This window comes from Streptomyces sp. SLBN-118 (assembly GCF_006715635.1).
GTDB lineage: Bacteria > Actinomycetota > Actinomycetes > Streptomycetales > Streptomycetaceae > Streptomyces.
In genome coordinates, this window is sequence record NZ_VFNP01000002.1 from 2,740,549 (window position 1) to 2,759,990 (window position 19,442).

The 19,442-nt window shown below is 69.5% G+C and carries 15 protein-coding genes and 1 pseudogene; 7 read left to right on the forward strand and 9 right to left on the reverse strand.

Annotation, left to right across the window (positions count from 1 at the left end; translation table 11 throughout):
* Positions 1 to 21 precede the first annotated feature (21 nt).
* Positions 22 to 879, reverse strand: coding sequence for an ABC transporter permease (locus FBY35_RS30865; RefSeq protein ID WP_142217227.1), 858 nt, complete (start codon positions 877 to 879; stop codon positions 22 to 24).
* A complete protein-coding gene (locus FBY35_RS30870) occupies positions 876 to 3,641 on the reverse strand; it encodes an alpha/beta fold hydrolase (RefSeq protein WP_142217228.1) in 2,766 nt (921 codons plus the stop codon). Before FBY35_RS30870 ends, FBY35_RS30865 begins: the two co-directional genes overlap by 4 nt.
* Before the next feature lie 141 nt (positions 3,642 to 3,782).
* Between FBY35_RS30870 and FBY35_RS30875 the strand changes: the two genes are divergently transcribed.
* Both FBY35_RS30875 and FBY35_RS30880 read left to right on the forward strand, forming a co-directional pair.
* The gene (locus FBY35_RS30875; protein WP_142218258.1) at positions 3,783 to 4,202 is read left to right on the forward strand and encodes a GNAT family N-acetyltransferase; all 420 of its coding nucleotides are present in this window, start codon (positions 3,783 to 3,785) and stop codon (positions 4,200 to 4,202) included.
* 182 nt (positions 4,203 to 4,384) lie between these two features.
* Complete coding sequence (locus FBY35_RS30880; protein WP_142217229.1) at positions 4,385 to 5,572, forward strand: S8 family peptidase; 1,188 nt, start codon at positions 4,385 to 4,387, stop codon at positions 5,570 to 5,572.
* A 186-nt stretch (positions 5,573 to 5,758) separates the two neighbouring features.
* Here the strand turns inward: FBY35_RS30880 and FBY35_RS30885 are convergent, their stop codons facing one another.
* The 5 genes from FBY35_RS30885 to iolC are packed head-to-tail and all read right to left on the reverse strand — an operon-like array spanning position 5,759 to position 12,002.
* Positions 5,759 to 7,258, reverse strand: a complete 1,500-nt coding sequence (locus FBY35_RS30885) for a CoA-acylating methylmalonate-semialdehyde dehydrogenase (protein ID WP_142217230.1) — start codon at positions 7,256 to 7,258, stop codon at positions 5,759 to 5,761.
* 26 nt (positions 7,259 to 7,284) lie between these two features.
* Positions 7,285 to 9,165 (reverse strand): 3D-(3,5/4)-trihydroxycyclohexane-1,2-dione acylhydrolase (decyclizing), encoded by a 1,881-nt coding sequence (iolD, locus tag FBY35_RS30890; RefSeq protein WP_142217231.1) that lies wholly within the window; start codon positions 9,163 to 9,165, stop codon positions 7,285 to 7,287.
* Positions 9,162 to 10,052, reverse strand: coding sequence for a 5-deoxy-glucuronate isomerase (gene iolB / locus FBY35_RS30895; protein ID WP_142217232.1), 891 nt, complete (start codon positions 10,050 to 10,052; stop codon positions 9,162 to 9,164). The genes iolD and iolB overlap by 4 nt, the downstream gene beginning before the upstream one ends.
* Positions 10,053 to 10,068: 16 nt before the next feature.
* Positions 10,069 to 10,953, reverse strand: coding sequence for a deoxyribose-phosphate aldolase (locus tag FBY35_RS30900; protein WP_142217233.1), 885 nt, complete (start codon positions 10,951 to 10,953; stop codon positions 10,069 to 10,071).
* Positions 10,950 to 12,002: a 5-dehydro-2-deoxygluconokinase gene (gene iolC, locus FBY35_RS30905; protein ID WP_142217234.1), complete on the reverse strand. Its 1,053-nt coding sequence runs from the start codon at positions 12,000 to 12,002 to the stop codon at positions 10,950 to 10,952. Before iolC ends, FBY35_RS30900 begins: the two co-directional genes overlap by 4 nt.
* Positions 12,003 to 12,131: 129 nt before the next feature.
* Here iolC and FBY35_RS30910 point away from each other — a divergent pair, with 129 nt between their 5' ends.
* Both FBY35_RS30910 and FBY35_RS30915 read left to right on the forward strand, forming a co-directional pair.
* A complete protein-coding gene (locus tag FBY35_RS30910; RefSeq protein ID WP_142217235.1) occupies positions 12,132 to 13,043 on the forward strand; it encodes a sugar phosphate isomerase/epimerase in 912 nt (303 codons plus the stop codon).
* Between the two features lie 209 nt (positions 13,044 to 13,252).
* On the forward strand, positions 13,253 to 13,450 hold the full coding sequence (locus tag FBY35_RS30915; protein ID WP_142217236.1) for an AlpA family transcriptional regulator: 198 nt from the start codon (positions 13,253 to 13,255) through the stop codon (positions 13,448 to 13,450).
* Positions 13,451 to 13,533: 83 nt separating this feature from the next.
* Here the strand turns inward: FBY35_RS30915 and FBY35_RS30920 are convergent, their stop codons facing one another.
* Complete coding sequence (locus FBY35_RS30920; RefSeq protein ID WP_142217237.1) at positions 13,534 to 15,873, reverse strand: MMPL family transporter; 2,340 nt, start codon at positions 15,871 to 15,873, stop codon at positions 13,534 to 13,536.
* A 163-nt stretch (positions 15,874 to 16,036) separates the two neighbouring features.
* Between FBY35_RS30920 and FBY35_RS30925 the strand changes: the two genes are divergently transcribed.
* The 3 genes and pseudogenes from FBY35_RS30925 to FBY35_RS37550 all read left to right on the forward strand — a co-directional run.
* Entirely contained in the window at positions 16,037 to 16,786 is a 750-nt protein-coding gene (locus tag FBY35_RS30925; RefSeq protein ID WP_142217238.1) for a TetR/AcrR family transcriptional regulator, read from the forward strand.
* Positions 16,787 to 16,884: 98 nt separating this feature from the next.
* The gene (locus FBY35_RS30930) at positions 16,885 to 17,196 is read left to right on the forward strand and encodes a heavy-metal-associated domain-containing protein (RefSeq protein WP_142217239.1); all 312 of its coding nucleotides are present in this window, start codon (positions 16,885 to 16,887) and stop codon (positions 17,194 to 17,196) included.
* A gap of 235 nt (positions 17,197 to 17,431) precedes the next feature.
* Positions 17,432 to 17,623: pseudogene (locus FBY35_RS37550) on the forward strand (heavy metal translocating P-type ATPase); the annotation flags it as partial.
* A 492-nt stretch (positions 17,624 to 18,115) separates the two neighbouring features.
* Here FBY35_RS37550 and FBY35_RS30940 read toward each other — a convergent pair.
* Positions 18,116 to 19,405, reverse strand: coding sequence for a citrate synthase (locus FBY35_RS30940; protein WP_142217240.1), 1,290 nt, complete (start codon positions 19,403 to 19,405; stop codon positions 18,116 to 18,118).
* Positions 19,406 to 19,442 lie beyond the last annotated feature (37 nt).

Consider the following 19,442-nt stretch of genomic DNA (forward strand, 5'->3'; position numbering starts at 1 on the left):
GTACGACTCTCCGGGCGCCTGCTAGGACACGATGTCCTTGCGGGAGAAGTTCCGGAAAGCGAGCGCGAACAGCACCAGGGCATACGCCACCGAGACCGCCGCGCCCTTCACCATGCCGTTCCACTCCAGCTGTGGCTGAAGCGCGTCGATCCATGCGAACTGCCAATGCGCGGGCAGCACATCACGCCATGACCCGAGTGCCGTGACCGCGTCCAGCACATTGCCGATGATCGTCAGTCCCACCGCGCCGCCGACCGCGCCCAGCGGAGCGTCGGTCTTGGTGGACAACCAGAACGCAAGCCCCGCCGTGACCAGTTGGGAGACAAAGATGAAAGCCACGACCAGCGCCAGACGCGGCAGCGTGTCGCCGGTGTCCAGGGAGCCGCCCGTGGGCAGCTCCAGCGGCCCCCAGCCATAAGCCATGGAGCCCGTCGCCAGAGCCACCAGGGGCAGCAGCAGCATCGCCCCCGCGCTGAAGCCGAGTGCCACCACAAGCTTGGACCACAGCAGCCGGGTGCGTGGCACAGGCGCGGCGAGCAGATAGCGCAGGGACGACCAACTGGCCTCCGACGCCACGGTGTCGCCGCAGAACAGCGCCACGGGCACCACGAGAAGGAACCCCGCCGAGACGAACAGACAGGTAGCCGCGAAGTTCGCCCCGGAGGCGGTGGCCGTGTCCGTCAGGTTTACCCGGCCGCTGTCCCTGCCGTCCGGGGTGCCGCCGATCGCGAAGGCGGCCATCAGAATGAGAGGCAGCGCGGCCAGCACCCCGGCCATGACCAGCGTCCGCCTGCGCTTCAGTTGTCGTAGGGCCTCGACTCGCAGCGGCAGGGTGTGCCGTGCCCGGTAACCCGGGGCCGACTCGACCAGCGTGCTCATACGGGTCCTCCGATCAGGGTGAGGAAGGCATCCTCCAGGCGGTGGTGCGGACCGACCCCCGTCAACGGCACTTCCAGACGGACGAGTTCGGCGATCATGCCGGTGGCCGTGGCCCCGTCGAGGCGTACGAGCAGTCCTTCCTCCGTGCGGGACGCCGAGCCGATTCCCGGCAGCGCGGCGATCTTCTCGACCATCGGCTCCGGAACCTCCTCGGCGGTGGTGACGAGCAGGGTGTCGCTCTCGCCGGTGATCTCCGCGACCGGTCCGGCCTGCACCAGTCGGCCGCGGTCCATGACCACGAGATGGGTGCAGGACTGTTCGACCTCGGAAAGGAGGTGACTGGAGACGATCACTGTGCGGCCGGCGGCCGCGTACCGGATCATCACGTCCCGCATTTCGCGGATCTGGGGCGGGTCGAGTCCATTCGTCGGCTCGTCGAGGATCAGCAGATCCGGCATGCCGAGCATGGCCTGGGCGATGGCCAGGCGTTGCCGCATTCCCTGCGAGTAGGTGCGTACGGCGCGGGCGAGGGCGTCGCCAAGACCCGCGATCTCAAGGGCCTCCTCAATATGCGCATCGCCGGCGGGGCGGCCGGTGGCCTGCCAGTAGAGCTCAAGGTTGTCGCGGCCCGAGAGGTGCGGCAGGAAGCCTGCTCCCTCGACGAAGGCGCCGACACGGGAGAGGACGGGCGCGCCCGGGCGGATGGCGTGGCCGAAGACGCGGATCTCGCCCTCGTCAGGTCGGATGAGACCCATCAGCATGCGCAGGGTGGTGGTCTTGCCGGCGCCGTTGGGGCCGAGCAATCCGAGGACCTGGCCCTTCTCGACGCGGAAGGACAGCTCCCGTACGGCATACCGGTCCGCGGACTTGGCATACCGCTTGGTCAAGCCGGTGATCTCCAGCGGCACTTCGGCCAGCTCGGGGTCGGGTGCGGGGGCGAGGGCCCGGCGCCGGGCTGTGAGCAGGAGCGCCGCCGCGATCAGTGCGCCCGCGGCCGGGAGTGCCCAGGTCCACCAGGGCAGTCCCGCAGCCTGGGTCTTCACGGCGGGAGCGGTGGGCACTGCCAGGGTGCCGCCTCCGGCGAGCGCGACGGTGTATGTGGCGGGGGCGGCCGGAGAGGCATAACCGAGGTCGGTGGCGGACAGGACCAGCCGCAGCCGGTGTCCGGCGTCGACCTGATGGTCCACGGCAGGCAGGGTCAGTGCGACGTTCCTCCCCTGCTTGGCGTCCTCGACCCGGACGGGGGCGACGAGCTGGGCGGGCAGCACCTGTTGTCGGCCGTCCGGCCCGACGTCGTAGACCTTTCCGAAGAGAACCGCTTCACCGCTGGAGGAGGTGACCTTGACGCGGACGGTCGGCGAGCCGGTGATCCGCAGGGGCTGCTGGAGGGGACCGGAGTCGAAGCGCGCGAACTGGCCTGGGAAGTCGAGGGAGAGACCGAGGCCGAGGGAGGAGAGTTGACCGAGGCCGCCGCCGAGGCCGGGGACTGCGGAGATGGCGGGCGGGGTGGCGCCGGCGGGGTTGGAGAAGCTCTGTTCGCGGCCGGTGAGCGCGATCGGCCGTGCGCCGCTCGTGAGCCCCGGGTAGCGGTCGCCGGTCGCCCCGCGCAGCAGGGCCTGTCCGTCGGTGGTGTCGATGCCTCCGGTCCGGCTGACGCGGAAGGCGGGTCCGGTGTCGGCGCCCTTGTTCAGCTTGAGGTACCGGTCGAACCAGTTGCTGATCCGCGACTCGATCCGGCCGGTCTCGCGGTCCCCGCCGTCGTGGCCGCCGGCGATCCAGTCGACGGAGACGGGCGCGCCGTTGGCGGTGATCCGCTTGGCCATGGCGTCGGCGTGTGCGAGCGGGAAGAGGGAGTCGGACTGGCCCTGCACGATCAGCGTGGGCACCTTGATGCGCTCACCGACGGCCGAGGGGCTGCGGCGTTGAAGGAGCTGCTCGGCGGCGGCGTCGGGCTTTCCGGCGACGGCGACGCGTTCGTACATCGCGCACAGCGCGGGCTGGAAGCTGCCGCAGCCGCCTGCCTTGGCAGGCCCTGCGGGGGTGGTGGCTGCGGCTGCGCCCTGAGTCCCGGCGCCGCCCGGGGGCGTGTCCCCGGCGGGCGGGTCGGCGGGTGCGTCGGCCGGCCGGTCTTCGGTGGTACCCGGCGCGCCGGCCGAGCCGGCGGAGAAGAAGATCCCGGCCCAGAGCTTCTTGAAGACGCCGTCGGGGAAAAGCGCGTCGGAGAGGTTCCAGTAGGTGATGGCCGGGGCGATGGCGTCCACGCGCTTGTCGTAACCGGCGGCGAGCAGCGAGATGGCTCCGCCGTAGGAGGCACCGGCGACACCGACCCGCGGGTCGCCGCTCGCGTCCAGCTGCACCTCGGGGCGTTTTGCCAGCCAGTCGATGAGCCTCGAGACGTCCTTGACCTCGAAGTCGGGGTCATTGAGCCCGATCTGCCCGGTGGATGCGCCGAAGCCGCGGGCGGACCAGGTCAGTACGGCGTATCCGTCGCGGGCCAGCTTCTCGGCCTGGGCTCGTACGTCGTCCTTGCTGCCGCCGAAGCCGTGGCCAAGGAGCACGGCGGGACGGCGCTCCTTGCCGCCCGTCGTGAAGTAGGAGGTGTCGATCTTCGCCCCGGCCATTTCCTGCACCCGGTCCTCACGCTGCACGGCCGGTGCGCCGTCTTCGGCGACCACGGTCCAGGTGCCCGCGCCGGCGAGGACGGCGAAGGCGGCGACGCCTGCGAGCCATCGGCCGCGGGGCCGGGGAAGTCGGATCTCCATGCTTGAAACCCTAAGCGGCTCCCCTGTGTCGCTCGGCTGCCGCCAGGCGGAACTGCTGAGCCTCCTCGAGTAGTACGGAGTACTGTCCTCGTACACCAGACGCGGTATGCACCGCCGCCCGAAGGGACCGGTATGACCCGTATGGACATCCGGCGCGCGACCACGGTGGCCGAACTCGTCGCGGCCGAGCATCTCTATGACGGGCCGGCGCGGGCGGAGTGGGCGGAGCGTTTCCTGGCGGCGCCCGGGCATCTGATGCTGATCGCCTATGTCGACGGGAGTCCTGCCGGCATGGTCTCGGGCATCGAGATGCTCCATCCCGACAAGGGCACGGAGATGTGTCTGTACGAGCTGTCGGTGGACGAGCCGTACCGCAGGCGGGGCATCGGACGGGCACTGGTGGAGGCGCTGCGCGTGGTGGCGCGCGAGCGTGGCTGCTACGACCTCTGGGTCGGCGTGGACACGGACAATGACCCGGCGCTGGCGACGTACCGCTCGGCCGGTGCGAAGGACGACGGGGTATTCGCGATGCTCACGTGGGAGTTCCCGGACGGGGAGTGAACACCGCCGCGCGAGCGCCGATTTGTGACCTTATGGGTGTTCACAATGTGTGGATCCGTCATGCGGCAAGTAGCGATGCTGTCTTGTGTCGCAGGTCACGTGCCGAGACCCTGGCCAGCGCATATGCAGCTCCTGGCACCATGCACGCCCGTACTTGTCCGTCATCGGTCAACGAAAGGTAGGTGCACGAGATGAGAGCCACTGCCCGACGCGTCGGGGCGCTGATACCCGTCATAGCCCTCGCCGCCGGTCTCCAGTTCGCCGCCTCCCCCACCGCGCAGAGCGCGCCCCTCGGCGATCTTCGTCTCGCTCCCACTGCAACTGCCATACAGAACAGCTGGATTGTCGTCTTCAGGGACGGCTCGACCCGCGCCGCCGATCTGGGCGTCACCCCAAAACTCACCTACCACAGCGTCCTCCGGGGCTTCTCCGCGACCATGTCCGGCGACAAGGCGGCGAAGCTCGCCGCCGATCCGCGCGTGGCGTACGTCGAGCAGAACGCCACGGTCCGTCTCAACGGCACCCAGCCCAACCCCACCTGGGGCATCGACCGCATCGATCAGCGGAGTCTGCCGCTGTCGAAGTCGTACACCTACAGCACCACCGCGCCGAACGTGAACGCGTACATCATCGACACCGGGATCCGCACCTCCCACAGCGAGTTCGGCGGCCGCGCGAGCGTCGGCACGGACACCGTGGGCGGCGGCCAGAACGGCCAGGACTGCAACGGCCACGGCACGCATGTGGCAGGCACGGTCGGCGGCAAGACGTACGGCGTGGCCAAGGCTGTCAAGCTGATCGCCGTACGCGTCCTGGACTGCCAGGGCTCGGGAACGACGGCCGGGGTCATCGCGGGCATCGACTGGGTGACCGCCAACGCGAAGAAGCCGGCCGTGGCGAACATGAGCCTGGGCGGCGGGGCCAACACCTCGCTGGACAACGCGGTGAAGAAGTCCATCGCCTCGGGCGTCAGCTATGCGATCGCCGCGGGCAACGGCAACTTCCTCGGCCTTCCCATGAACGCGTGCAACTCCTCGCCGGCCCGCGTCCCGGAGGCGATCACAGTCGGCGCGACGGACAACACGGACCGGAGGGCGTCGTTCTCCAACTACGGGACGTGCCTTGACCTGTTCGCACCGGGCGTGAACATCACCTCGTCGTGGAAGGGCAGCGACACGGCGACGAACACGATCTCGGGCACGTCGATGGCGACGCCGCACACGGCGGGCGTCGCGGCGCTGTATCTGGCGACGCACGCGACGGCGTCCCCGGCGCAGGTCAGGAACGCGATCGTGAACGGCGCGACGACGGGCAAGGTCCAGGACCCGCGGACCGGCTCCCCGAACAGGCTGCTGTACTCGCTGTTCTAGGTTCCAGCCGAGCAACTGCCTCAGGGGTTCCTGCCCGACCGGGCAGGAACCCCTGAGGCAATGCCTGTGCCCGTTCCCGTCGCCGAAAAACTCGTGCTCTCGTCAGTGAGTTGGACGAGAGATACTGAACGGGTCCGGCCCGCACGGACGGCGGGTCCGTGCGGGCCGGGGCGATCCGGGGTGGCGTCAGTGGTTGCGGGGGAAGCCCAGGTCCACGCCGATGTGGCCCTCCGACGGGTCCGGCCAGCGGGTGGTGACGACCTTGCCGCGGGTGTAGAAGTGCACGCCGTCGTTGCCGTAGATGTGGTGGTCGCCGAAGAGCGAGTCCTTCCAGCCGCCGAAGGAGTGGTAGCCGACGGGGACGGGGATCGGCACGTTCACGCCGACCATGCCCGCCTCGACCTCCAGCTGGAAGCGGCGCGCGGCGCCGCCGTCGCGGGTGAAGACGGCCGTGCCGTTGCCGTACGGGGAGGCGTTGATGAGAGCCAGGCCGTCCTCGTACGTCTCGGCGCGCAGCACGCACAGCACCGGGCCGAAGATCTCGTCGCGGTACGCGTCGGAGTCCGTGGAGACCTTGTCGAGCAGCGACAGTCCGATCCAGTGACCGTCCTCGAAGCCGTCGACTGTGTAGCCGGTGCCGTCGAGCACGACCTCCGCGCCTTGGCCCGCCGCGCCCGTGACATAGGTGGCGACCTTGTCGCGGTGAGCCTTGGTGATCAGCGGGCCCATCTCGGACTCGGGGTCGTTACCGGGGCCGATCTTGATCTTCTCGGCGCGCTCGCGGATCTTGTCCACCAGCTCGTCGGCGATGGAGCTGATCGCCACCACGGCGGAGATCGCCATGCACCGCTCACCTGCGGAGCCGTACGCCGCAGAGACCGCCGCGTCCGCGGCCGCGTCCAGGTCCGCGTCGGGCAGGACCAGCATGTGGTTCTTCGCGCCGCCCAGCGCCTGGACCCGCTTGCCGTTGGCGGATGCGGTGGCGTGGATGTAGCGGGCGATCGGGGTGGAGCCGACGAAGGAGACCGCGGCGACGCCCGGGTGCGTGAGCAGCGCATCGACGGCGACCTTGTCGCCGTGGACGACATTGAGCACGCCGTCGGGCAGGCCCGCCTCGGCGGCCAGCTCCGCGAGGAGGTGCGCGGGCGAGGGATCCTTCTCACTGGGCTTCAGTACGAAGGTGTTTCCACAGGCGATCGCCAGCGGGAACATCCACATCGGGACCATCGCGGGGAAGTTGAACGGCGTGATGCCCGCGACGACGCCGAGCGACTGGCGGATCGCGGAGACGTCGACCCGGTTGGAGACCTGAGTGGACAGCTCGCCCTTGAGCTGGGTGGTGATGCCACAGGCGAGCTCCACGATCTCCAGACCGCGGGCGACCTCGCCGAGCGCGTCGGAGTGGACCTTGCCGTGCTCGGCGGTGATCAGCGCGGCGATGTCGTCGCGGCGCGCGTCGAGCAGTGCACGGTAGCGGAAGAGGATGGAGGTGCGCTGGGCCAGCGAGGACGTGCCCCAGGTGGCATACGCCTCCTTCGCCGCGCTGACGGCGGCGTCGACCTCCTCCGTCGAGGCGAGGGCGACCTGGGTGGTGACGGCGCCGGTCGCCGGGTCGGTGACCGGGCCCCAGTTGCCTGACGCGCCCTCGACGGTCTTGCCACCGATCCAGTGGTTGACGGTCTTCATTTCATGCTCCTTCGCAGATGGCGGCGTCACAGATGGCGGCGTCGGGCAGAGACGTGCCGGTCGTACTCCTCCCGGGCCTTGACCGCCGACGGGCGGGTCGCGGTCTCGGCCACCGGAACATCCCACCACGCCTGCGCCGGTGGCGCGCCCGACACAGTGTCTGCCGTTTCGGTCTCGACGTAGACACCTGTGGGGACGTCCGCCTCACGCGCCTCGGCGAGCGCTTCGCGCAGGTCACGCACCGTTTTGGCGCGGATCACGCATAGTCCGAGGGAGGCGGCGTTGGCAGCCAGGTCGACGGGGAGCGGGGCGCCTGTGTACGTGCCGTCGGCGGACCGGTGGCGGTAGGCGGTGCCGAAGCGCTCGGCGCCGACCGACTCGGACAGGCCGCCGATCGAGGCGTATCCGTGGTTCTGCACGATGATCACCTTGATCGGGATGTTCTCCTGGACGGCGGTGACGATCTCGGTGGGGTTCATCAGATAGGTACCGTCGCCGACGAGTGCCCACACCGGTCGTCCCGGCGCGGCCATCCCGACGCCGATGGCCGCCGGGATCTCATATCCCATGCAGGAGTAGCCGTACTCGACGTGGTACTGGTCGGCCGAACGGGCGCGCCACAGCTTGTGCAGGTCCCCGGGGAGCGAGCCCGCCGCGTTGATCACGATGTCGTCGCCGGTGACCAGGGCGTCGAGTGCGCCGAGCACCTGGGGCTGGGTGGGGCGGGTGTCCGGGTCCTCGGCCTCGTAGGCGGCGTCGACGCGGTGCTCCCAGCGCTCCTTGTCGTCGCCGTACTCCGTCGCGTAGGCGGGCTCGACACGGAAACGGGTGCCGAGTGCCGCAGCCAGCTCGTCCAGGGCGGTACGCGCGTCCGCGACCAGGGAGAGTCCGGCCATCTTGTGGGCGTCGAAGGCGGTGATGTTGATGTTGAGGAAGCGGACGGCGGGGTTCTGGAAGAGGGTCGCGGAGGCGGTGGTGAAGTCGGACCAGCGGGTGCCGAGACCGATCACCAGGTCGGCGGTACGGGCCAGCTCGTCGGCCGTGGCTGTGCCGGTGTGGCCGATTCCGCCGACGTCACAGGGGTGGTCGTGAGTCAGCGACCCTTTGCCCGCCTGGGTGGAGGCGACCGGGATTCCGCTGGCGCCGGCGAAGGACCCCAACGCCTCCTCGGCCTCGCTGTGATGGACCCCGCCGCCCGCGACGATCAGGGGGCGGCGGGCGGATGCCAGCGCGCGGCGGGCCGCTTCCAGGGCATCCAGGTCCGGCCTGGGGCGGCTCACCTTCCAGACGCGCTCGGCGAAGAAGTCCTCCGGCCAGTCGTACGCCTCGGCCTGTACGTCCTGCGGCAGTGCCAGCGTCACGGCTCCCGTCTCGGCCGGGTCGGCAAGGACGCGCATCGCCTGCAGGGCAGCCGGAATGAGCATCTCGGGACGGGTGACCCGGTCGAAATAGCGCGAGACCGGTCGCAGGGCGTCATTGACCGACACATCGCCCGCGTAAGGGAGTTCGAGCTGCTGGAGGACCGGGTCGGCGGGGCGGGTCGCGAACACGTCGCCGGGCAGCAGCAGGACCGGCAGCCGGTTGATGGTGGCGAGCGCCGCGCCGGTGACGAGGTTGGTGGCGCCGGGGCCGACGGAGGTGGACACGGCATGGGCGGACAGACGTCGGGACTGGCGGGCGTAGCCGACGGCGGCGTGCACCATTGCCTGTTCGTTGCGGCCCTGGACGTACGGCATGTCCGATCCGGGCTCCAGCAGCGCCTGGCCGAGTCCGGCCACATTGCCGTGGCCGAAGATGCCCCAGGTGGCGGTGATCAGGCGGTGGCGGCGGCCGTCGCGCTCGCTGTACTGGCGGGCGAGGAAGGCGACGAGGGCCTGGGCGACGGTGAGTCGGCGCGTACTGCTCATCGGGCACCCTCTTCGGTTCCGGCTTCGTACAGGGGGAGGCGTGGGTCGACGGGCTGCGCGGGCCAGGTGTCGCGGATCCAGCCGTGGTCCGGGTGGTCGCAGATCAGCCACTCCCGGGTGGCGCCCGGGCCCGCCATCACATTGAGGTAGTACATGTCGCGGGCGGGCGGCGCGATGGATGGTCCGTGCCAGCCGTCGGGGATGAGGACCGCGTCGCCGGTGCGGACCTCGGCCAGCACGTCCGTGCCGCCGGGCCTCGACGGGGAGACCCGGTGGTAGCCCACGCCGCCACGGTCGATCTCGAAGTAGTAGATCTCCTCGAGCTCCGACTCAGCGCCGGGGCGGTGCTCGTCGTGCTTGTGCGGCGGGTACGAGGACCAGTTTCCGCCGGGTGTGAGCACTTCGACCGCGATCAGCCGGTCGCAGTCGAAGGTGTCGGCCGCGGCGAAGTTGTTGACCTGGCGCGAGCAGTTGCCCGCGCCGCGCAGCTCGACCGGTACCTCCGGCGCGGGGCCGTAGCGAGCGGGGAGTCGTCGCTCGCACTTCGCTCCTGCCAGGGCGAAGCGGCCTCCCGCACCGGAGGCGATCTGTGCATGGGCATCGCGCGGGACATAGGCGAAGTCCGTCACTCCGCCGAACACGCTTTCTCTGCCCTGCAGTTCAAAGATCTCGCCTTGTGTCCGCACCGTGCAACCGCCGGTGAGCGGCAGCACGATCCACTCACTGTCCCCGGCGACGAGGGAGTGTGAACCCCCCGGCTTGAGCTCCAGTACACGCAGGCTGGAGTACCCCCAGCCGGCATGTTCCGGGTCGATCCGCAGGGCATAGGGCCCGGCGGCCGCGCTTCCCGCCGGCAGGTACTGCTTCTGGTCGTCGTGGTCGCTCATGACTTCTCCGTACCCCCTACAACAGTCCTACGGCCGTATCGACCGCACCGGCGACGTCTCCGTCGACCGGATAGAGCAGCGAGCGTCCCACCACGAGTCCTTGGACGGTGGGCAGTTGCAGTGCACCGCGCCATTTCTCGTACGCGCCGTGCTGGTCGTCGCCGATCTCTCCTCCGAGAAGGACCGCGGGCAGGGTGGAGGTCTCCATCACCGACGCCATGTCGTCGGGGTTGTCGGTGACGGGGACCTTCAGCCAGGTGTACGCGGAAGTGCCTGCAAGCCCGGACGCGATCGCTATCGACCGGGTGACTGCTTCGGCACTGAGATCGTTGCGGAGCTGCCCGTCGGTACGGTGACAGATGAACGGCTCGATGAAGACGGGAAGCTGACGCTCCGCCATCTCGTCGACGACTCGTGCGGTGGCGTGCAGGGTCTCGAGCGAGCCTGCGTCCTGGTAGTCGATACGCAGCAGCAGCTTGCCCGCGTCGAATCCGAGGCGGTCCAAGTCCTGGGGGCGGTGGCCGGTGAAACGGTCGTCGAGCTCGAAGGTGGCGCCGGCCAGGCCGCCGCGGTTCATCGAGCCCATCACCACCTTGTCTTCGAGGGCGCCGAGGAGGAGCAGATCGTCGAGGATGTCGGCGGTGGCGAGGACGCCGTCGACGCCGGGGCGGGAGAGCGCCAGACAGAGCCGTTCGAGCAGGTCCAGGCGGTTGGCCATGGCGAGTGGACGGTCGCCGACGGCGAGGGCGCCGCGTGCGGGGTGGTCGGCGGCGATGATCATCAAGCGTCCGCTCTCACCGATGAGCCGGGGCCGCCTGCGCCTCCGGGACGCTGCTTCGGCAACGGCCTCGGGGTGGCGGGTGCGAATCCCGATGAGCTCGGTGATGTCGACGGGGCTCACGACAGGGCTCCGGGCGGGACCGGCCCGAGCGCGGGCACCTCGCCGGGCGGGACCGGTCCGAGCGCGGGCGGCGAAGGCGGTGGGGTCGGGGACGGCGGAACCGGGGCGCCGGAGAGGACCTGGTCGACCTCGGCGGCGTACGGCATCGCGGTGGAGCAGGCGAGCCGGGCGGCGACAATCGCTCCGGCGGCATTGGCGTACCGCATGATCCGCTCCAGCTCCCAGCCGGACAGCAGTCCGTGGCACAGGGCCCCGCCGAACGCGTCTCCCGCGCCGAGCCCGTTGACCACCTCGACCGGCACGGGCGGGACCTCGGCCCGCGTACCGTCCCGGTGAACGGCGAGGACCCCCTTGGGTCCCTGCTTGACCACGGCGAGCTCGACCCCGGCCGCCAGCAGCGCGCGGGCCGCGGCATACGGTTCACGCTCCCCGGTGGCGATCTCGCACTCCTCCGGATTGCCGACGGCGACGGTGGCGTGTGCGAGCGCCTCGGCGTAGTAAGGCCGCGCCTCGTCCGGGTGCTTCCAGAACATCGGCCGCCAGTCGAGGTCGAAGACGGTGGTCCCCGACCCGTCCCGGTGGCCGAGCGCGGCCAGCGTCGCCGTACGGCTCGGCTCCGCGCACAGACCGGTCCCGGTCATCCAGAACACGCGTGCCTCGCGGATGGCCGCCAGGTCCAGCTCGTGCTCGTGGATCTCGAGGTCGGGAGCCTTGGGCTGCCGGTAGAAGTAGAGGGGAAAGTCGTCCGGCGGGAAGATCTCGCAGAAGGTGACCGGGGTCGGGTAGGCGGCCACCGGCGTCACCCAGCGGTCGTCGACACCGAACTCCAGCAGCGCCTGGTGGAGATAGTCCCCGAAGGCGTCCTGGCCGGTGCGGGTGATCACCGCCGTCCGCCGGCCGAGCCTGGCCGCCCCCACCGCGACATTCGTGGCCGAGCCACCGAGGAACTTTCCGAACATGTCGACCTGCGCCAATGGAACCCCGGTCCGCAGCGGATAGAGGTCCACCCCGATCCGTCCCATCGTGATCACGTCGTACGGCTGAGGCATGCGCGTCCCTTCGGTTCGACGCCGGCTGCACCCAGGTCTAGTGCTCCCCCCTGAGCCCTGTCAACATTTTGTCCTGACATTCGGACGAAGCCTTGACACCCTTCTCCGGCGGCCGGAAAGCTGGCCGGCATGACCTCATCCGTCCCCTCCCTGAACCGCATCCGGGTCGGCTCGGCCCCCGACTCCTGGGGAGTGTGGTTCCCCGACGACCCCCAGCAGGTCCCCTGGCAGCGCTTCCTCGACGAGGTTGCCGAGGCCGGTTACGAATGGATCGAGCTCGGCCCGTACGGCTATCTCCCGAGCGACCCCGCCCGCCTCGGCGAGGAAACCGCCCGGCGCGGCCTGAAGGTCTCGGCCGGAACGGTCTTCACCGGCCTGCACCACGGCCCCGCCGTGTGGGACGAGACCTGGGCGCATGTATCGGACATCGCGGCACTGACACAGGCGATGGGCGGGGAGCATCTGGTCGTCATCCCCTCCTTCTGGCGTGACGACAAGACCGGCCAGGTGCTGGAGGACAGCACCCTCACGCCCGCGCAATGGCGCGATCTGACCGTTCAGACCGAGCGGTTGGGCCGCGAAGTGCGTGAGCGCTACGGGCTGAAGATCGTCGTCCACCCGCACGCGGACACACATATCGACAGCGAGGAGAACGTCAGCCGTTTCCTCGACGCCACCGATCCCTCACTGGTCTCGCTCTGTCTGGACACCGGGCACTACGCCTACTGCGGCGGCGACAGCGTCAAACTGATCGAGACCTACGGCGAGCGGATCGGCTACCTCCATCTCAAGCAGGTGGATCCGGCGATCCTGGCCGAAGTGATCGCGGACGAGGTGCCGTTCGGACCGGCCGTCGGCCGCGGTGTGATGTGCGAGCCACCGGCCGGGGTGCCGGCGCTGGAGCCCGTACTGGCCGCGGCCCAGGCGCTGGACGTCGAACTCTTCGCCATCGTCGAGCAGGACATGTACCCCTGCCCGCCCGACAAACCCTTCCCGATCGCGCGGCGGACACGCCGTTTCCTGCGCTCATGTGGCGCCTGACGCCCACACACCACTTCTGTCACGGTTGTCGCCCGACCGTCACGCATGTCTCCATTACGCTGGCCTTCCGTCACAGCTGATCAACAGGCCCTCCCCTCCCCGCACCCGAAGTCGTTCAACGGGCAAAGGCTCAGTGATCGCCAGCGTCCGCGCCGCAGCTCCCCCGACAGCCCCCGGCGCTGCGGCGCATGCAGGGAGGTACCACACCGATGACGGACAGAAGACTCTGGTCGTACAAGGAGATCGCCGCGCACATCAAGGTGCAGCCGGACACGGTCCGTTCGTACCGCAAGCACGGGCTTCTCCCGCCGCCCGACCATGTGGAGGCCGGCAAGCCCTTCTGGTACGCGGACACGATCCGCGTCTGGGTCGCCAATCGCCCCGGGAACAGGGGCCGCCGGGCCTGAGTACAGACGGGCCCGGCCGACAGGACAACCTGCACACCGGAGCCCCGCCCCCCCTGCTGCGGGGCTCCGTTGTGCTCGCGGCGTCAGGCCTCGACCTTGTCCCGTACCGCGTCGGGGTCTGTCTCCGGGCCCGAGTCCGTCTTCGGTACAGAGTCCGTCTTCGGTACAGAGTCCGTCTTCGGCTCAGAGTCCGTCGTCGGCCCCGGGGCCGACGGCGAGGCCGGCTGCGGTTCGGCCCGGGATATCTCACCCTCACTCAGCCCGAACCGCTGGTGGAAGCGGCGCAGAGGCCCGGGCGCCCACCAGGTCGAGGCACCCATCAGCTTCATCACCGACGGGACCAGCAGACTGCGCACCACCATGGCGTCCATCAGCACAGCCAGCGCGATTCCGAGACCGAGCATCTTGGTGTTGGTCACCCGTGAGGTGCCGATGCCCACCATCACGACCGCCAGGATGACGGCTGCCGCGGTGATCAACCCGCCGGTGCGCTGAAGGCCGAACCGCACCGCGTGTTCATGGTCGCCCGTGTGGTCGTACTCCTCCTTGATACGGGAGAGCAGGAAGACGCCATAGTCCATGGAGAGCCCGAAGGCGATGCAGAACATCAGCACGGGCAGCGTCGTCTCGATGTCCCCGGTGGAGGTGAAGGAGAGCAGTCCGGAGAGGTTTCCGTCCTGGAAGACCCAGACGACGGCACCGAACATCGCTGTCAGGCTCAGCGCGTTGAGCACGACCGCCTGGACCGGGATCAGCACGCTGCCGGTGAGCAGGAAGACCAGGAGCAGGGTGACCACTGCGATGATGCCCAGCGCCAGCGGCAGCCGGTCCGCGATGGCTGCCTTGGAGTCCTCCAGCACCGCCGCCCTGCCCGTCACCGAGGTCTCGAACGGGGCCGTGACATCGCGCAGTTCGTGCACGAGGTGCTGGGCCTCCCGGCCCACCGCCTCGCCCTTGGGCTGGACCGTGAAGAAGGCCGAACCGTTCGCGGCGACGGGCCCGTCGACCCGCAGTACACCCGGCAGGGCAGCGATCCGGGCGCGGTAGTCGGCGTACTCGGCGGGTGTCGTGCGGGACTCCGTGTCCTCGGCGAGGACTTCGAGACCCCCGGCAGGGCTGCCGGGGAAGCCGTCCCGTATCTGCTGCTGGACCACATGCGACTCGGCGGTCGACGGCAGCTGCCGGTCGTCGGGCGTACCGAACTTCACGCCCAGGAAGGGCAGTCCGAGCAGCACCAGACCCGCGATGGTGGCGAAGGCGAAGAGCGGGGCTCGGCGCATCACCAGGCCCGCAACCCGCCCCCATCCCGCACCGGCCTGCGCCGAATCCCCGTCCTCACCGGCAGCGCCCTCGGCGCGCCCCCGCCTAAAGAGGCGGCGCAGGTCCAGTGCGTTGACCCGATGTCCCAGGAGCACCAGCGCGGCCGGCAGCAGGATCAGCGCGGCGCCCGCCGCCAGCAGTACGACCGCGATCCCCGCATAGGCGAACGACCGCAGGAAATACTGCGGGAAGACCAGCATCGCGGCCAGCGACACCGCCACGGTCAGCGCGGAGAACAGAACCGTTCGCCCCGCCGTGCGCAGCGTGATGCCCACCGCCTCCCGCACCTCTGCCCCTGCGGCCAGCTCCTCGCGGAATCTGCGCACGATGAACAGGGCGTAGTCGATGGCGAGTCCGAGACCGAGGGCCGTGGTCAGGTTCTGTGCGAAGACCGAGACATCGGCGAACTCGGTGATGCCGCGCAGTACGGCATTGGTCCCCAGGATGGCGACGATGCCGACTCCCAGCGGGAGCAGCGCGGCGATCGCGCTGCCGAAGACCATCACCAGCAGCACCAGCGTCACCGGCAGGGCGATCATCTCGGCCCGAAGCAGGTCGTCCTGGATGATCGTCGTCATCTCGTGCTGCACGGCGACAGGGCCGCCGATGGAGACGTCCACCGGCCCATGGGCACCGCGGAAGTCGGGCGCTATCCGCTCCAGCACCTCGGCCGCGGCTTTCTCGTCGCCCTGGATGCGGGCTGCGATCAGGGCCTGCCGGCCGTCCTGGGCACGCAGCGCGGGCGAGCCCGTCTGCCAGTACGAACCGACGCCCGTGACGTCCTTCTCGGCGGCCAGCCGCTCCGCCAGCCGCCGTCCCTCGGCGGCGACGGCCGGGTCGTCCACGCTTGCCCGTCCGCTGTCCACCAGCAGGAGCACGTTCGGCTGGGAGGCGGGGAACTCCCGCTCCAGTGCCTTGGTGGCATACGTCGACTCCGCGGACGGATCCGCCCAGCCACCGCTGCCCATGCGCTCGGCGACTCCGCTGCCGGCGAATACGGCCAGTGCGGTGAGGACGAGGGCGGCGAGCAGCGAGAGCCGGGGGCGCGCGGTGACGAAGCGGGTCCATCCCCCGAGAGAGGGCGGGCTGTTGACTTCGGACATGGTGCGGTGTCCCCTTCACCGTGGCCCATGCGCCGGCTTCCCGTCAGGCAGCATGGATCGACCATTGCCATAGACTGGCAAACGCGAGCTATCGCTCGCATTAACCAAGAATGCGAGCGACCACTCGCGTTTGTCAACCGCTTGAGGAAGCTGGGGATTTCACGTGCCGGAGCCCACGACGCCGGAGCCCGCCGCGACCGCCAGGCGGGCCGGGACCACGACCGCCGAGGACGCGCCTGCCGCCAAGCCGCGCCGTCGGCAGGCCCGCGGTGAGCGCCGTATCGCCCAGCTCCTCGACGCCGCGGCCAGCGTCTTCTGCGCCAGCGGCTACACCGCGGCCAGCACCAACGCCATCGCCCGCGAGGCGGGCGTCTCCCCCGGCACGCTCTACCAGTTCTTCCCGAACAAGGAGGCCATCGCCGTCGAACTGGGCGGCCGGCTCCTGGAGCGGTGGCGCGAGTCCCATGGCGCGGCGCTGACCGCCGCCAACCTGGACCTTCCCCTCGACCAGCTGCTGGACGCGGTCCTCGATCCGCTCTTCGCCTTCAATCACGAGAACCCGGCCTTCGCCGTCCTGGTGCACGGCCCGGACGTACCCGGCCAGATCACCCAGGAGTTCGAGGCTCTGCATGCCGTGCTGCTCACGCGGATCGAGGAGATCATCGCAAGCTTCGTCCCCGACGCCCCGCCCGCCGAGCTCTCCCGCATCGCCACCATGACCTTCGCCGTTTTCAAGGCGGGCCTCGATCTGGTCCTCGCCCACGAGGGGGAGGAGCGGCAGGCTTACATCGACGAGATCAAGAAGGTCATGTTCGGCTACCTGGCCCCCATGGTCGGCCTCTGCCCGGCCGGACAGCGGGCCCCGAAGCAGCAGGGCGCGGACGCGGCCCCGCATTCGCATAATACCCCCTAGGGGTATAGTATCCGGCGATGTAAGGGAGCCTCGGCATTCCCGTGGCCCTCAGGCGCCCCATGACTTCGTATGTGTCACACCTCGAAGAGGAGAACCGCATGACCGCCGAGACGAACACCGAGACCGCCCAGGCGACCGGCTCCTGCTGCTCGTCGACCGGCTCCTGTCACGACGGCGCGGCCGACGTGCAGATCGGCGGCGTCACCGCCGTTTACCGGGTCACCGGCATGACCTGCGGCCACTGTGAAGGCGCCGTCACCGCCGAGATCTCCGAGCTCACCGGCGTCACCTCGGTGAAGGCGGTCGCCGCGACCGGCCAGGTGACGGTCGTCTCCGATGCCCCGCTGGAGGAGAGCGCCGTGCGCGCGGCCGTCGACGAGGCCGGGTACGAACTCGTCGGCCAGGCCTGAGGGAAGCCGGGTACGAACTCGTCGGCCGGCCTGAGCGCGGACACTCCGCCCACCGGGCGCAGGCCCCCTCCGCCCCACCCACACCCCCTCGAAGTCCCCGCCGGGCCGTACGCGACCACTCCGACGCTGGTCCCGTGCGGCCCGGCCCTCGTTTCGGACCCCCGTCCAGCGCCGAGGCGGTCGTCCAGTTGCGCGCCCTGGACCCGAGTCCGGTGCCGCCGACCGGGGACGGCAGGGCACCGACGCGGCGATCGAGGTCGGTGACCTGACACTCGTACGTGGGGATCCGAGGGTTGCCGCAGACGCGATCCGTCTTGCACGCCGGACGCCCACAACGATCAAAGAGAATCTTTACTGGACGTTCGACTGCCACGTCCCCGCGCCGCCTTTCACGGCATCAGGCCTGCTCAAGCCCATGATCACCGGATAAGCCACGGCCTTTTCGTCCGCATTTGCGGCCGCCGAAAGTCTCCGCCTGCGCTCCTTCTCGTGACTACAAATGGGTCACAAGACCTTCACAACGAGACCTAGATCACAGATATTGAGGGGTAACCATTAAGGCTCCTCGCGGGTCTAAATTGGCGATGCCGAGAACGTCTTGGGGGACGTTCATGGGATGTCTTGGGGGACGTCCCAGGCAAGCGTTGGCCGGGGCACGTGCCCGGGGAGCTTTGAGCGGCCCTCCCGTGCGTACGTACCCCGGCAGACCGCGTGAGGAGCTCCTGCAGCCAGCAGGCACCCGGCCGGATCCCGTGGGGGGAATCCGCTCCGGGGATATGGGAAGCGCCCCGCCCGCCGACCCGTGGGGGGATCGGCAGCGGGGCGCTTTCCGCGCTCTGCGGGGGCGTTCAGCGGGGTACGGTCACCGGCTCCGCCTTCGGGCCGGAACCGCCCGCCGCCGGCCGCCGCGGGCGCTGTGTCAGCGGGACTCGACCGGGACGAAGTCGCGGAGGACCTCGCCGGTGTAGATCTGGCGCGGACGGCCGATGCGGGAACCCGGCTCCTTGATCATCTCGTGCCACTGGGCGATCCAGCCCGGAAGACGGCCGAGTGCGAAGAGCACGGTGAACATCTCGGTCGGGAAGCCCATGGCCCGGTAGATCAGACCGGTGTAGAAGTCCACGTTCGGGTAGAGGTTGCGCGAGACGAAGTAGTCGTCGGAGAGCGCGTGCTCCTCCAGCTTGAGCGCGATGTCCAGCAGCTCGTCGGACTTGCCGAGCGCCGAGAGGACATCGTGCGCCGCCGCCTTGATGATCTTCGCGCGGGGGTCGAAGCTCTTGTAGACGCGGTGGCCGAAGCCCATCAGGCGGACGCCGTCCTCCCTGTTCTTCACCTTGCGGATGAAGGAGTCCACGTCGCCGCCGTTGGCCTGGATGCCCTCGAGCATCTCCAGCACCGACTGGTTGGCGCCACCGTGCAGCGGGCCCCACAGGGCGCTGATACCGGCGGAGATGGAGGCGAACATGTTCGCCTGCGAGGAGCCGACCAGACGCACGGTGGAGGTCGAACAGTTCTGCTCGTGGTCGGCATGCAGGATCAGCAGCTTGTCGAGCGCCGAGACCACGACCGGGTCCAGGTCGTACTCCTGGGCCGGGACCGAGAAGGTCATCCGCAGGAAGTTCTCCACGTACCCGAGGTCATTGCGCGGGTAGACGAAGGGGTGGCCGATCGACTTCTTGTACGCGTACGCCGCGATCGTCGGCAGCTTGGCGAGCAGCCGGACGGTGGAGAGGTGACGCTGCTTCTCGTCGAACGGGTTGTGGCTGTCCTGGTAGAACGTCGACAGCGCGCTGACCACCGAGGACAGCATCGCCATCGGGTGTGCGTCGCGCGGGAACCCGCCGAAGAACCGCTTGACGTCCTCGTGGAGCAGCGTGTGCTGGGTGATCTCACCCTTGAAGGCCGCCAGCTCGTCGACCGTCGGAAGCTCGCCGTTGATCAGCAGGTATCCGACCTCGAGGAAGGTGGAGCGCTCGGCCAGCTGCTCGATCGGGTAGCCGCGGTAGCGCAGGATGCCCTGCTCGCCGTCGAGGTAAGTGATCGCGGATTTATAGGCGGCGGTATTGCCGTATCCGCTGTCCAGGGTGACCAGGCCGGTATTGGCTCGGAGCTTCCCGATGTCGAAGCCCTTGTCACCGACGGTGCTCTCGACCACCGGGTAGGTGTATTCACCGTCCGCGTACCGCAGTACTACAGAGTTGTCGCTCACGTCATCCCTCACCGACGTAGTGCCTCTTCTTCGAGGT